Below are 13,162 nucleotides of genomic sequence, written 5' to 3'. Positions count from 1 at the left end.
GCATGACCACGATGCGCGAGCGGATGCTGGCCGGTGAGCTGTACCGAGCCGACGATCCGGCCTTGGCCCGTGACGCGGAGAGGGCGGCGTCGCTCTCCCACCGGTTCAATCAGGCCGACCCCGCCGACCAGGCGTTGCGGCGCGAGCTGCTGACCGAGCTGCTCGGCGGCCTCGGCGAGGACACCGAGATCCGGCCGCCGTTCCGCTGCGACTACGGCCGTCAGACCTTCGTCGGGGCCCGCACCTTCGTCAACTTCGGGCTGGTCAGCCTGGACGTGGCGACCGTCACGATCGGCGACGACGTGCAGATCGGCCCCAATGTCCAACTGCTCACCCCGTGGCATCCGGTCGCCGCCGGCCCGCGCCGCGACAAGTGGGAGGCCGCCTCGCCGATCGTCATCGGCGACAACGTCTGGCTCGGGGGCGGCGTGATCGTCCTGCCCGGGGTGACCATCGGCGAGAACACGGTGGTCGGGGCCGGGGCGGTGGTCACCAAAGACCTGCCGGCGAACGTGGTCGCCGTGGGCAACCCGGCCCGGATCATCCGGCAGGTCGAGCCGTGACCGCCGCTCCCGCCGCCCGGTCGCCGCGGCGCTACGACCCCGACCGCAAGAGCCGGATCATCGACGCGGCCATCGGGGTGATCGCCGACAACGGCGTCACGGGCACCACCAGCCGGCGCATCGCGTCCGCGGCCGACGTGCCGCTGGGCTCGATCACCTACCATTTCGACAGTCTCGAGGACCTGCTCGAACAGGCCTTCCGCCGGCACGCCGAGCAGATGTCGCCACGGTACGAGGCGCACTTCGAGAACGTCACCGATCTCGCCGGGTTCGCGGACGCGGTGACCGACCTGATCCACGACGGCGCGGACGCGGACCAGCGGGACTGGGCCGTCGCGTACGAGCTCTATCTGGCGGCCCTGCGCGACCCGGCGTTGCGCGGCGTGACCGAGGCGTGGATGCGTCGATCACGTTCTGTGCTGGAACGGTTTGTCGATCCGGTCACCGCGCGGGCCCTCGACGCGCTCAACGAGGGGCTTGTCATGCACCTGATCCTGTCCACCGCCACGTTCGACCGGGCCGACACCCGGGCGATCGTGGGCCGTTTTCTCGGAGTGCCCGGGTGACCATTGCCGCTTCCGAGGTACGGGCCGCCACCCGCGCCGTTTACGCAGCCTTCATCCTTGCCGGGGTCGCCGCCGCCAGCTGGGCCTCGCGCATCCCGCAGGTCCGCGACGAGCTCGGGCTGACGCCGTCGCGGCTCGGTCTGGTGCTGCTCGCGCTGGCCGCCGGGTCGATCGTCTCGTTGCTGATCGCGGGGCAGATCGTGGCCCGCTTCGGTTCGAGCCGCACGGTCGCCGCGATGGGCGTGCTACTTGGCGTAGCGCTGCTCTCCGTCTCGTTCGGTTACGAGTACGGGGTCGTGCCGGTGGTGATCGGGCTGTTCGCCTTCGGTTTCGCGAACGGCGCCTGGGACGTGGCGATGAACGTGCAGGGCGCGATCGTCGAGCGCCGCCTCGGCAAGGCGATCATGCCCCGGTTCCACGCCGGGTTCAGCGTCGGCACGGTCGCGGGCGCGCTGGTCGGCGCGGGGGCGGTCGCCACCGGGGTGTCGGTCACGCTGCACCTCGCCGTGACGGCGGTGCTCATCGCCGTCGTGGTCGTGTTCTCCGTACGGGCCTTCGTGCCCGACGACGCCGGCCCGGTGCCCGCCGTGACGCCCTCCGACCCCACGATGATCGCCTCCAATCCGCCGGTGATCACCAAGCGCGAGCGTCTGCGCAACGCGGTCGCCACATGGCGGGAGCCGCGCACGATCCTGGTCGGCGTCTTCGTGCTGGCGTTCGCCTTCACCGAGGGCGCCGGTATCGACTGGATCAGCGTCTCGATGATCGACAGCTACGGCACGTCGGCCGCCGTCGGGACGCTGGCGTTCGCGCTGTTCCTGAGCGCGATGACAGCCGGGCGCTGGTTCGGGCCGGCGCTGCTCGACCGGTACGGGCGGGTCCCCGTCGTCCGGGCGCTGGCCGCGGTGAGTGTGGGTGGGCTGGCCCTTTACATCCTCGGGCCGTCGACGCCGTTCGCCTTCGCCGGCGCGCTGCTCTGGGGTCTGGGGGCGTCGCTGGGCTTCCCGGTCGGCATGAGCGCGGCCGCCGACGACCCCGCGCACGCGGCTTCGCGGGTGAGCGTGGTGGCTTCCATCGGGTACTGCGCTTTCCTGGGCGGGCCGCCGCTGATCGGCTTCCTGGGCGATCATGTGACGGTCAAGAACGCGTTGGTGGCGGTGGCCGTGCTGCTGGTCGTTTCGCTGACGCTGGCGGGGGCGGTCAGGCCGTTGCCCGAGGTGGTTCTCGAACAGGAACGAATGGGCTGAGGGACTCCGATCGATGACTTTGCCGCTGCTTGTGGTCACCGCCGTGGCCGCCGAGGCCGATGCTGTGCGTGCCGGCGCTGACCCTGATCACGTGGTGGTCGAGCCCGTCGGCGTCGGGCCCGCGGCCGCCGCGGCCGGCACCGCGCGGCTCCTGGCGACCGGCCGTTACCAGGCGGTCATCTCGGCCGGGATAGCGGGCGGCTTCCCCGGCCGAGCCCCGGTCGGCTCAACGGTGATCGGGCTCCGCAGCATTGCCGCCGATCTGGGGGCCGAGACACCCGACGGCTTCCTCACCGTCGACGAGCTCGGCTTCGGCACGAGCGTGCTCCCGGCCGACCCCTCGCTGGTGAGGTCGCTCATCGAGGCGCTGCCCGACGCCATCCCCGGCGACGTCGTGACCCTGAGCACCGTCACCGGCACCGCCGCCACCGCCGAGCGGCTGGCCGCGAGTTATCCACAGGCTGTGGCCGAGGCGATGGAGGGCTTCGGGGTCGCGGTCGCCGCCGGGTCTCTTCCCTTCGCCGAGCTGCGCACTGTCTCCAATCCGGTCGGGCCGCGAGACCGTGCGGCATGGCGGCTCAAGGACGCCTTCGCCGCGTTGTCCACAGCCTCTGGGGCTTTGTGGAAAGCCTGTGGATAACTTCACCGTGTGGGATGAGAGACAGCGGTCGCGGCACGCCATGACGGGGCGGCGCGTCTAGCGTGGACCCCGTGGCGCTTTCTCTCGCGGTCTCTCCGTGTCCCAATGACACGTTCGTCTTCCACGCTCTGGTGCACGGGCTCATCCCGGGCACTCCCGAGGTCAACCTGACCTTCGCCGACGTCGACGTGACCAACACGGCGGCCGAGCGGGGCGAGTTCGACCTGGTCAAGGTGAGCTATGCCGCACTGCCGTGGCTGCTCGACGACTACGAGCTGCTGCCCACCGGCGGTGCGCTGGGCCGGGGCTGCGGCCCGCTGGTGCTGACCCGTGAGCCCGGCGTCGACCTGGCCGGCAAGACGGTGGCTGTGCCCGGTGACCGCACCACGGCGTACCTGCTCTTCCGCCTCTGGTCGGCCGACCAGGCGCCGGGCCGCATCGAGGTGGTCCCGTTCCACCAGATCATGCCCGGTGTCGCCAACGGCACGTACGACGCCGGTCTGGTCATTCACGAAGCCCGGTTCACCTATCAGCGGCACGGGCTGCACGCGCTGGCCGATCTCGGCGAGTGGTGGGAGTCGGACACCGGTCTGCCCATCCCGCTGGGCGCGATCCTGGCCAAGAAGGGTGTGGTCGACCCGGCCGAGGCCACCGAGTGGATCCGCAACTCGGTGAGCATGGCCTGGGCCAACCCCGACGCGAGCCGCGAGTTCGTGCTGGCCAACGCGCAGGAGATGGAGCCCGAGGTCGTCCAGCAGCACATCGATCTCTACGTCAACGAGTTCACGCTGGAACTGGGCCGGGACGGACTCGCCGCCGCCGACGCCCTGTTGCAGCGTGCGGCAGCGGCGGGTCTGACACCGACTGTGAAGCCCTTTGTCTAGACTTCGAACTCTTTCGCGACGGCGTGCACAAGCTGCGCGATCTTTTGCGCAACGCGCTTGTCGGGGTAACGCCCCCGGCTCAGGCCCGGCTGCACCTGCGACTCCAGCACCTTGATCATGTCTTCGACCATGCCGTGCAGTTCCTCGGCCGGGCGGCGCCGCAGCTCCGCCAGCGAGGGCGGCGCGTCGATCAGCTTGACGCCCATGGCCTGGGCGCCCTTACGACTGTCCACCACGCCGAACTCGACGCGCTGACCCGTTTTCAACTCGGCCACCCCGGCCGGCAGCGCGCCCTTGGGCAGGAACACGTCGCCGCCCTCATCGCTGGTGACGAAACCGAATCCCTTCGTCGCGTCGTACCACTTCACTCGACCCGTGGGCACCGCTGACCTCAACTTCACTAATGAGAATTCTTCAGGGCGGTGGAGACCATGGCGGGAACGTGCGGCCCTCTGCCAGTCGAGGTAGGCCCTGAAGAACCCTCAAATGGAAACAACCGCTCACCGCAAGGCTACTTAAGCGGGGGCCCGGACCCAACTGCAATCCGGCGCAGCAGCTCGGGCAGGCCGGTGAGGTCGTCCAACACGTACGCCGCCCCGGCTTCCCACAGCTCGCCGGCCGAGCACGGCCCGGTGGCCACACCGATCCCCGGAACCCCGGCCGTCCGCGCCGCCACCATGTCGCCGACGTGATCACCCACGTACCAGCGGACGCCGTGCGACGTCAGCGCGGCCGCCTTACCCTCGGCGAACAGGTCCCCGGCGAGCTCATCGGCGATCAGACCGAGGTGATCCAGGTGCAGCGCGGCCAGACGCCCCAGCTTCGATGTGACAACCACAACACGCAGACCCAGCTCGCGGACGGCGGCCAGCGCCTCGACCGCGCCCTTCAACGGCACGGCCGGCTTGATCGCGTGCTCGACGTAAAGCGCGCGGTAGGTGGTGACCGCCTCCTCGATCTCGCCGGGCGGGAACCACTGCGCGAGCTCGGTGCGCAGCGGCGGCCCCAGGCGGCTGACCGCGAGGTCGGCGTCGACGTGGACGCCGGTCAGCTGGGTCAGCGCCCGGTAGGCGGCGTGGATGCCGGGCCGGGAGTCGATCAGGGTCATGTCCAGGTCGAACCCGACCGCATCACTCACGCCGGGGTCGACGGGATGTAGTGCAAGCGCTCGACCGGCAGCGGGAAGGTCTGGTCGTCACCGAACGGCGACGGGGCGGCGGCGCGGTCGGAGAGGATCTCGGAAACCTCCAGGTGACCCTGCGCGTCGACCGGCTTCGTCCGGCGAGGACCCGCGCCCCCCTCGACGGCGGTACCCGGCAACTTGTTCTTCGCGGCCACAGATGTCCCCTTCAGCGTCCGTACGGATCAGTGTCCGGCCCAGCCGGACACCTCAATATCGTCCCACGGCCGCTAGCGTTGAACACGATGGCCACCACATTCGCCGATCAACTGCGGTCGCTGACCGACGAGGCGCTGAGCGCGCTCGTCCAGCTGCGACCCGACCTTGTCGTGCCCGTGCCCGCCGACATCTCCGCGCTGGCCGTACGGGCCCAGTCCCGCGGCTCGGTCGCGCGCTGCCTCGACGGCCTCGACGAGTTCACGCTTCATGTCCTCGACGCGGCCCGGCTGAGCCGCTCGGCCGAGACGGCGACGACCTCGGTCGACGCGATCCTCGAGCTGGCCACCGGCGTCGCCCCCGACGACGTGCGGGTGGCGATCGACCGCCTCCGGGTGCGGTTCCTGCTCTACGGCAACGAGGACTCCCTGCACCTGGTGGGCGCGATCGACGAGGTCACGTCGCCCTATCCCGCCGGTCTGGGCCGTCCCGCCGACTACCTCGACGCCCAGGCGGCCGCGCTCTGTGCCGACAAGGCCAAACTTCGCCGTACGGTCCTGGCCGCCCCGCCCGGCGCCCGAGCCGTGCTCGACCGGCTCGCCGCTGGTCCGCCCATCGGCGCGCTGCGGCGTGAGGCTGTCGCCGAGCCGGTGCGGTGGCTGGTCGACAATCACGTGCTGGTGCCGATCAGCGAGGCCGGCCGGGCCCCACGCGCTGACGGCGAGCTGGTCGAGTTGCCCCGCGAGGTGGGCCTGCTGCTGCGGCGGGACACCGGGCCGCTGGGCGCGCTGCGGCCGTTCCCGCCCATCCCCGAGGGCGCCGCCCGCGACCCGAAATCCGTCGACTCGGCCGGCGCCGGTCAGGTCATGGAGGCCGTACGCAGCACGGAGGCGTTGCTCGAGGCGCTGGCGGCCGAGCCCGCCCCGGTGCTGCGGGCCGGCGGCCTGGGCGTACGGGATCTCAAGCGTCTCGCCCGCACGGCCGGCCTGGACGAACCCGGGGCGGCTCTGCTGCTCGAGGTCGCGTACGCGGCCGGGCTGCTCGGCGAGGCCGACGTGGCGGGCAGCGGGCGGTCGGTGACCGTGAGCCGGGCGAGCGGGGCCGTCGACGAGGTCTTTCTGCCCACCGGCGCGTACGACCTGTGGCGCGCGCTCAGCAGTGCCCAGCGCTGGACGGCGCTGGCGCGGGCCTGGCTCGCGATGACCCGGCAGCCGGGCCTGGTCGGGCAGCGCGACGACCGGGACCGTCCGATCAACGCGCTCGCCCCCGACGCCGAGCGCGCCGGCGCCCCGCAGGCCCGTCGCGAGGCGCTGCTGGTGCTGGCCGACCTCAAGCCGGGCACGGCGCCACAGGCCGACGAGGTGCTCGGCCTGCTCGCCTGGCAGACCCCACGGCGCTCGCGCGGGCGTGAGGCGGCTCACCGTGACGCCCTGACGGGGGCCGCCCAGCTCGGCGTCTCGGCGCTCGGGGCCATCACCTCGTACGGGCGTCTGCTCCTGGAAGACGTCGACGACACCGACGTCGACCCTCTCGGGGTGCGGCCGGCCTCGACGGAGCCGCCCGATGACGCCGTCGGCACGCTGGACGCGCTGCTCCCGGCCCCGGTCGATCACGTGCTGGTGCAGGCCGACCTGTCGGTCGTGGTGCCCGGTCCGCCCGAGCCGGAGCTGGCCGCCGAGCTCGACGTGATCGCCGAGCCGGAGTCGGCCGGGGGCGCGAGCGTGTTCCGGGTGACCGCGGCCAGCGTGCGGCGGGCTCTCGACGTGGGTTACACGGCGGCCGACCTGCACGCGGTCTTCCGGCGCCGGTCGCGTACGCCGGTGCCGCAGACGCTGAGCTACATGATCGACGACGCCGCCCGCAAGCACGGCGGGCTGCGGGCCGGGTCGGCCGGGTCCTATCTGCGCAGCGACGACGAGGCGCTGCTGGCCGAGGTGCTGGCCGACAAGCGGCTGGGCGTGCTCGGTCTGCGCCAGATCGCGCCGACCGTGCTGGTCAGCCCCTTGCAGGTGGCACGGCTGCTGGGCGCGCTGCGCGAGGCGGGTTTCGCGCCCGTGGCCGAGGACGCCGGGGGCGCCGCGGTGCTGAGCCGGCCCAAGGTGCGGCGGGCCCCGACCCGGACGTCGGTCGCCTCCCGGCTGGCGGATCAGGCCGGTCCGCCGGTGCTGGCCGGGCCGCGGCTGGCCGGGGTGGTCGAGCAGATCCGGCGTGGAGACATCGCCACCCGGGCCGCCCGCCGGGCGCCGGTCACCGTGCGCGCGGCCAACGGGCAGGGCGTGGCGGGGTTGACCCCGGTGCAGCAGCACGGGCAGGCGATGGCGGTGCTGCAACAGGCCGTACGGGAAAAGGTCAAGGTCTGGGTGGGTTACGTCGACTCGCACGGGGCGACGCTGTCGCGGCTGGTACGCCCGGTGTCGCTGAGCGCGGGTTATCTGCGCGCCGAGGACGAACGGACCGAGACGTTGCACACGTTCGCGCTGCACCGCATCACCGCCGCCGTGCCCGACGAGGAGAAGTAGGGACCGCACGCCCCCGAACGCGTGCGGTCTTGTTGATCAACGAGTTCCTGGGCCGAAAGGTTGCAGCGACCTCGTGTCAGACTGGAGGGTCGGTTACAGCTCTTCGAAGGGTGTGCAGGTGAGCGGCGGGCCTCTGATCGTCCAGTCCGACAAGACTCTGCTTCTGGAGGTGGACCACCCGGACGCGAAGGCGTGCCGGATGGCCATCGCCCCGTTCGCCGAGCTGGAAAGGTCGCCGGAACACGTGCACACGTACCGGCTGACCCCGCTCGGCCTGTGGAATGCCCGCGCCGCGGGTCACGACGCCGAGAGCGTCGTCGACTCGCTGATCAAGTTCTCGCGTTACCCGGTCCCGCACGCGTTGCTGGTCGACGTGGCCGAGACGATGGACCGGTACGGGCGGCTGCAGCTGGTCAACGACCCGAGCCACGGCCTGGTGCTGCGCGGCCTCGACAAGATCGTGCTGGTCGAGGTGGCGAAGTCCAAGAAGCTCGCGGGCATGCTCGGCGCCAAGATCGACGACGAGACCATCGTGGTGCACCCGTCCGAGCGCGGCCGCCTCAAGCAGGCGCTGCTCAAGCTGGGCTGGCCTGCGGAGGACCTGGCCGGTTACGTCGACGGCGAGGCCCACGAGATCAGCCTGGCCGAGGACGGCTGGAGTCTGCGCTCCTATCAGCAGGAAGCGGTCGACGGCTTCTGGGCGGGCGGCTCGGGGGTGGTGGTGCTGCCCTGCGGCGCCGGAAAGACGCTGGTCGGGGCGGCCGCGATGGCCACGGCGAAGGCCACCACGCTGATTCTGGTGACCAACACGGTGGCCGGGCGGCAGTGGAAGCGCGAGCTGATCGCGCGTACGTCGCTGACCGAGGACGAGATCGGCGAGTACTCGGGGGAGCGCAAGGAGATCCGCCCGGTCACCATCGCGACGTACCAGGTGCTCACCTCGCGCCGGGGCGGGGCGTACCCGCACCTCGACGTCTTCGGCGCCCGCGACTGGGGCCTGGTCGTCTACGACGAGGTGCACCTGCTGCCCGCGCCGATCTTCCGGTTCACCGCCGACCTGCAGGCTCGTCGCCGCTTGGGTCTGACCGCAACCCTCGTACGGGAGGACGGCCGCGAAGGCGACGTGTTCTCGCTGATCGGCCCGAAGCGCTACGACGCCCCGTGGAAGGACATCGAGGCGCAGGGCTGGATCGCGCCCGCCGAGTGCGTCGAGGTGCGGGTCACCCTCACCGACGCCGAGCGGATGGCGTACGCGGTGACCGAGGCCGAGGAGCGCTACCGGGTGGCCGCCACCGCCCGCACCAAGCTGCCGGTGGTGAAGGCGCTGGTCGACAAGCACCCTGACGAGCCGGTGCTGGTCATCGGCGGTTTCCTCGACCAGCTGCACGAGCTCGGCGAATACCTCGACGCCCCGATCGTGCAGGGCTCGACCACCAACAAGGAGCGGGAACGGCTGTTCGACGCGTTCCGCGCCGGTGAACTGCGCACGCTGGTGCTGTCGAAGGTCGGCAACTTCTCGATCGACCTGCCCGAGGCGGCGGTGGCGATCCAGGTGTCCGGCACCTTCGGCTCACGTCAGGAGGAAGCGCAACGTCTGGGCCGGGTGCTGCGGCCCAAGGCTGACGGGCGGCAGGCGCACTTCTACACCGTCGTCTCCCGCGACACGATCGACACCGAGTACGCCGCCCACCGTCAGCGCTTCCTGGCCGAGCAGGGCTACGCCTACACGATCGTCGACGCCGACGACATCCTCGGCCCCGCCCTGCCCCAAATCGACTGAACCTTTCGCGGCGGCCTCTAGGTCGGCGTGGCGGTCGGCTCAACGGCTGGCGACGCCGGGACCTCGGTCGACGGGAACGCCGGCTCGGAGGTGCTGCTCTGAGCAAAGACAGCCACGCCGAGACAGACGAGCAACACGAGCAGCACCCCGGCGCCCGCCGCGAGCCACGGCCACAGAAACCGGCGCGGCGGGGCCGGCGGCTTCGGGCGGGTGCCTGCCTCTTCGTGGGCGGCCGCGGCCACCGTTTCCGGGCTGCCGAGCCGCTCGAGCACCTCGATCAGCTCGCCCTCGCTGGTCAGGTTGCGTTCGGCCCGCTCGGCGGCGATGTGCGCCTCGAGGTCGGCCAGCAGCTCGCGGCGTTGCAGCACGGGCAGGCCTGCCAGCCGCTGGTCGACCTCGTGCAGGTATTCGGTGACGACATCGTTCGGCCTGGTCTTCATGCTGCCTCCCCGGTTCCCACAAGACGGTCGACGGTCTGCCGGAACGACACCCACTCGCTGCGGAAGTGTGCGAGCGCGGAACGGCCGCCGGGGGTGAGTCCGTAGTAGCGCCGCGGCGGGCCGCTGGGCGACTCGACCCATTTGCTCTCCAACCAGCCCGATCGGCGCAAGCGCGAAAGCAGCGGATAGATCGTGCCCTCGCCGGCGGCCAGGTTGGGCTCCTCGCCCAGCCTGCGCACGATCTCGTTGCCGTATCTGTCCTCGAACTCGACCAGGGACAGGACACAGAACTCGAGCGTGCCGCGGCGCAGACTCGTCGCCAACTGCGAGACATCTGCCATGCGCCACACAGTACCTTGCGGCGCAAGGTAGGTCTAGGCGGGCAAGGCCGGACCCGGTTCCAGCAGGGGCTTCATGAGGTCGCCGTGTTCTTCGACGCGGTCGAGCACTTCGGACGATCGGTAGTGGCGGGGCTCCTCAGCCCCGGTGGCCACGGCCTCCACCTCGTCCCAGGTCAGCGGCGTCGAGGCGGTCGGGATCTCTTGGGCGCGCAGGGAATAGGGGGTCACTGTGGTCTTGGCGGCGTTGTTCTGACTCCAGTCGATGAAGACCTTGCCGGGCCGGATCGCCTTGGCCATCTTGGCGGTGATCGAGCCGGGAACCATTGTCGCCAGCTCCTCGGCGACCCTTTTCGCGTACGAGGAAACGACCTCGGAATTCTGGGTGCCCGAGATGGGGCAGCACAGTTGCATGCCCTTTTTGCCCGAGGTCTTCGGGTACGCCGAAACCCCGTCCTCGGCGAGCCGATCGCGCATCAGCATCGCGACCGCGCTGCACTCCCGCAGACCGGCAGGGGCGCCCGGGTCCAGGTCGACCACCAGCAGGTCGGGGTCGGCGCCGATCCGCCACTGCGGGGTGTGCAGTTCGAGCGCGGCCAGGTTGGCCAGCCAGACCAGCGTGGGCAGGTCGTCCACGACCACGAAGTCGATCGTCTCGCGGCTCTTGGTCGAACCGGGCACCGGCAGCGTTGCCAGTCGCACCCAGTCCGGCGTGCCACCGGGCTTGTTCTTCTCGAAGAAGTGCGTCCCGTCGACGCCGTTGGGGAAGCGGATGCGGGTCACCGCCCGGTCGGCCAAATGCGGGAGCATGACCGGCGCGATCCGCGTGTAGTAGTCGATGACCTCGCCCTTGGTGAACCCGGCGGCCGGATACATCACCTTGTCGAGGTTGGACAGCTCGAGGTCGCGCCCGTCGATCGTGACCGGCAGCCGGTTACCGGCCATCCTCGTCCTCCTCCACGCACTCCTGGGGTGACTTGTCGTACCGCAGACGCAGGAAACGCGGGAAGCGCAACCGCCCGTCCGGGGTCCGGTTGCCGTACCGCACCTCGACCACCAGCTCCGGTCGTACCCAATGGGCGCCCTTGGAATCCTCCCGCGGCACCGCGCCGGAAACGAACGGCGAGTTCCGCTGGGCCAGCGGCTCGAGGGCCGTGAGCAGCTCCTTCTCGGCGGCAGCCCCGATGCCCCCGCCGACCCGCCCGCGGAAGGCCAGCCCGCCCGGCGCCGGCACGCCGACGAGCAGCCCGCCCAGCCTGCGGACGCCGGATCGCCAACCACCGATCACGTAGTCGCCCGTACGGTCGAACTTGACCTTGACCCAGTCGGGCGAGCGGAGGCCGGGCAGATAGACCGAGTCGTCCCGTTTCGCCACCACGCCCTCAAGGTTGTTCTCGCGGGCCGCGTCGGCGGTGGCCGGGCCGTCGCCGAACGAGGGCGGCACCATCCAGCGCGGCCCGATCAGCCCCAGCCCCTCGAGCCGCTCCCGACGGGCGCGATAGGGCAGGCCGGTCAGGTCCTCGCCGTCGTAGAAGAGCAGATCGAAGATCATGTACGTCACCGGCAGGGTCGCCGCCAAGCGGGCCGCCCGCAGCCGCTCGCGGACATGCATGCGCTCGGCCAGCGCCGTGAACGACGGCCGCCCGGCCTCGTTGAGCACCACCATCTCGCCGTCCAGCAGCGTGGCCTCGGGCAGATCGAGCTCGGCGATCTCGGGGTACGCCGCGGTGACGACCGCTCCGGAGCGCGCGAACAGGGCGGGTGGACCACCGGTGAAGAGCGCGAGAACCCGTACGCCGTCCCACTTGAACTCGTAGCTCCACCCCGGCCCGGCCGGCAGCGCGCCCGAGGTCGCGAGCATGGGAGACAGCGGCGCACCGGGCACCCGATCACCATAGGCAGTGACGAACACCTTACGCAGGAGTCTCAGTGATGCGATTCTGATCAGGGCTTTTCTTTGCCGGACGGGGTACTGGAGGGGACATGCGGGCGATCTGGAAGGGCGCGGTCTCTTTCGGGCTGGTGTCCATCGCGGTGAAGCTGTACTCGGCCACCGAGGAGAAGGACATCCGGTTCCACCAGGTGCACCGCACCGACGGCGGCCGGATCAAATACCAGCGCACGTGCTCGATCGACGGCGAGGTGGTCAGCTACGACGACATCGCCAAGGGCTACGACATCGGCGGCGGCGAGATGGTGATCCTCACCGACGAGGACTTCGCCGACCTGCCGCTCACCACGTCCCGCGCGATCGACGTGCTGGAGTTCGTGCCGGCCGACGACATCGACCCGATCCTGTTCGCGAAGTCGTACTACCTCGAGCCCGAGGGGCAGGCGGCCAAGCCGTACGTGCTGCTCCGCGACGCGCTGCAGGACGCTGACCGGGTCGCCATCGTCAAGATCGCGATCCGTCAGCGCGAACAGCTCGCCACCCTCCGTGTCCACGACGACGTGCTCGTGCTGAACACGATGCTCTGGCCCGACGAGGTGCGCACCCCCGAATTCGGGTTCCTCGACGAGGACATCGAGACCCGCCCGGCCGAACTCGCGATGGCCAGCTCGCTGATCGACTCGATGGCCGGCAGCTTCAAGCCCGACGAGTTCACCGACAACTACCGGGCCGCGCTGCAGGAGGTCATCGACGCCAAGGTCGAGGGCCGCGAGATCGTGCAGCCGGAGGAGGCCGAGGAGGCGCCGGCCGCCGCGGTCGACCTGATGGCGGCGTTGAAGGCGTCCGTCGAGCGGGCCAAGAAAGCGCGAGGTGAGGACGCGGCTCCGGCAAAGAAGACCACCGCGGCACGGAAGAAAGCCGCCCCGGCAAAGAAGGCGGCCCGCAAGTCGGCATGACT

Annotated in this window: 15 protein-coding genes; 8 read left to right on the top strand and 7 right to left on the bottom strand. The window is 70.9% G+C overall.

Features of this window, described 5'->3' with window-relative positions; genetic code table 11:
• Positions 1-2 precede the first annotated feature (2 nt).
• From C8E87_RS14065 to C8E87_RS14045, 5 genes are all read left to right on the top strand, one after another.
• Entirely contained in the window at positions 3-563 is a 561-nt protein-coding gene (locus C8E87_RS14065; protein ID WP_133873516.1) for a sugar O-acetyltransferase, read from the top strand.
• Positions 560-1,129: a TetR/AcrR family transcriptional regulator gene (locus C8E87_RS14060; protein WP_133873515.1), complete on the top strand. Its 570-nt coding sequence runs from the start codon at positions 560-562 to the stop codon at positions 1,127-1,129. Before C8E87_RS14065 ends, C8E87_RS14060 begins: the two co-directional genes overlap by 4 nt.
• The gene (locus C8E87_RS14055) at positions 1,126-2,376 is read left to right on the top strand and encodes an MFS transporter (protein ID WP_133873514.1); all 1,251 of its coding nucleotides are present in this window, start codon (positions 1,126-1,128) and stop codon (positions 2,374-2,376) included. Before C8E87_RS14060 ends, C8E87_RS14055 begins: the two co-directional genes overlap by 4 nt.
• A gap of 13 nt (positions 2,377-2,389) precedes the next feature.
• A complete protein-coding gene (locus tag C8E87_RS14050) occupies positions 2,390-3,016 on the top strand; it encodes a futalosine hydrolase (protein ID WP_133873513.1) in 627 nt (208 codons plus the stop codon).
• Between the two features lie 71 nt (positions 3,017-3,087).
• Positions 3,088-3,900, top strand: a complete 813-nt coding sequence (locus C8E87_RS14045) for a 1,4-dihydroxy-6-naphtoate synthase (protein WP_133873512.1) — start codon at positions 3,088-3,090, stop codon at positions 3,898-3,900.
• Here the strand turns inward: C8E87_RS14045 and C8E87_RS14040 are convergent.
• The 3 genes from C8E87_RS14040 to C8E87_RS14030 form a co-directional block, all read right to left on the bottom strand.
• Positions 3,897-4,283, bottom strand: coding sequence for a cold-shock protein (locus C8E87_RS14040; RefSeq protein WP_133873511.1), 387 nt, complete (start codon positions 4,281-4,283; stop codon positions 3,897-3,899). The genes C8E87_RS14045 and C8E87_RS14040 overlap by 4 nt on opposite strands.
• A 128-nt stretch (positions 4,284-4,411) precedes the next feature.
• Positions 4,412-5,038 (bottom strand): HAD family hydrolase, encoded by a 627-nt coding sequence (locus C8E87_RS14035; protein ID WP_275409102.1) that lies wholly within the window; start codon positions 5,036-5,038, stop codon positions 4,412-4,414.
• Positions 5,035-5,238: a hypothetical protein gene (locus tag C8E87_RS14030; protein ID WP_133873510.1), complete on the bottom strand. Its 204-nt coding sequence runs from the start codon at positions 5,236-5,238 to the stop codon at positions 5,035-5,037. Before C8E87_RS14030 ends, C8E87_RS14035 begins: the two co-directional genes overlap by 4 nt.
• An 87-nt stretch (positions 5,239-5,325) precedes the next feature.
• Here C8E87_RS14030 and C8E87_RS14025 point away from each other — a divergent pair, with 87 nt between their 5' ends.
• Positions 5,326-7,755: a helicase-associated domain-containing protein gene (locus C8E87_RS14025; protein WP_133873509.1), complete on the top strand. Its 2,430-nt coding sequence runs from the start codon at positions 5,326-5,328 to the stop codon at positions 7,753-7,755.
• A gap of 118 nt (positions 7,756-7,873) precedes the next feature.
• Positions 7,874-9,535, top strand: a complete 1,662-nt coding sequence (locus tag C8E87_RS14020; protein WP_133873508.1) for a DNA repair helicase XPB — start codon at positions 7,874-7,876, stop codon at positions 9,533-9,535.
• 17 nt (positions 9,536-9,552) lie between these two features.
• On the opposite strand, the gene C8E87_RS14015 is transcribed toward C8E87_RS14020, so the two are convergent.
• Genes C8E87_RS14015 through ligD (C8E87_RS14000) form a run of 4 tightly spaced genes read right to left on the bottom strand, consistent with a single transcriptional unit; the run spans position 9,553 to position 12,198 of the window.
• A complete protein-coding gene (locus C8E87_RS14015; protein WP_133873507.1) occupies positions 9,553-9,975 on the bottom strand; it encodes an HAAS signaling domain-containing protein in 423 nt (140 codons plus the stop codon).
• Positions 9,972-10,316, bottom strand: coding sequence for a PadR family transcriptional regulator (locus C8E87_RS14010; protein WP_133873506.1), 345 nt, complete (start codon positions 10,314-10,316; stop codon positions 9,972-9,974). The genes C8E87_RS14015 and C8E87_RS14010 overlap by 4 nt, the downstream gene beginning before the upstream one ends.
• Positions 10,317-10,349: 33 nt before the next feature.
• Complete coding sequence (ligD, locus tag C8E87_RS14005) at positions 10,350-11,258, bottom strand: non-homologous end-joining DNA ligase (protein ID WP_133873505.1); 909 nt, start codon at positions 11,256-11,258, stop codon at positions 10,350-10,352.
• Positions 11,248-12,198: a non-homologous end-joining DNA ligase gene (gene ligD / locus C8E87_RS14000; protein ID WP_133873504.1), complete on the bottom strand. Its 951-nt coding sequence runs from the start codon at positions 12,196-12,198 to the stop codon at positions 11,248-11,250. Before ligD (C8E87_RS14000) ends, ligD (C8E87_RS14005) begins: the two co-directional genes overlap by 11 nt.
• A gap of 98 nt (positions 12,199-12,296) precedes the next feature.
• On the opposite strand from ligD (C8E87_RS14000), the gene ku reads away from it, so the two are divergent.
• A complete protein-coding gene (gene ku / locus C8E87_RS13995; RefSeq protein WP_133873503.1) occupies positions 12,297-13,160 on the top strand; it encodes a non-homologous end joining protein Ku in 864 nt (287 codons plus the stop codon).
• Positions 13,161-13,162: the final 2 nt, after the last annotated feature.

Origin of the sequence: Paractinoplanes brasiliensis (assembly GCF_004362215.1) — a bacterium.
GTDB classification, from domain to species: Bacteria; Actinomycetota; Actinomycetes; order Mycobacteriales; family Micromonosporaceae; genus Actinoplanes; species Actinoplanes brasiliensis.
Note: the sequence above shows the minus strand (reverse complement) of the source record. Positions and strands in the feature narration are given on the sequence as shown.

Bases quoted from the DNA above. Each gene is read 5' to 3' on its own strand.
- C8E87_RS14065 (WP_133873516.1), top strand. From the start codon at position 3: ATGACCACGATGCGCGAGCGGATGCTGGCCGGTGAGCTGTACCGAGCC.
- C8E87_RS14025 (WP_133873509.1), top strand. From the start codon at position 5,326: ATGGCCACCACATTCGCCGATCAACTGCGGTCGCTGACCGACGAGGCG.
- C8E87_RS14015 (WP_133873507.1), bottom strand. From the start codon at position 9,975: ATGAAGACCAGGCCGAACGATGTCGTCACCGAATACCTGCACGAGGTC.
- ligD (WP_133873505.1), bottom strand. From the start codon at position 11,258: ATGGCCGGTAACCGGCTGCCGGTCACGATCGACGGGCGCGACCTCGAG.
- ku (WP_133873503.1), top strand. From the start codon at position 12,297: ATGCGGGCGATCTGGAAGGGCGCGGTCTCTTTCGGGCTGGTGTCCATC.
- C8E87_RS14050 (WP_133873513.1), top strand. From the start codon at position 2,390: ATGACTTTGCCGCTGCTTGTGGTCACCGCCGTGGCCGCCGAGGCCGAT.
- C8E87_RS14010 (WP_133873506.1), bottom strand. From the start codon at position 10,316: ATGGCAGATGTCTCGCAGTTGGCGACGAGTCTGCGCCGCGGCACGCTC.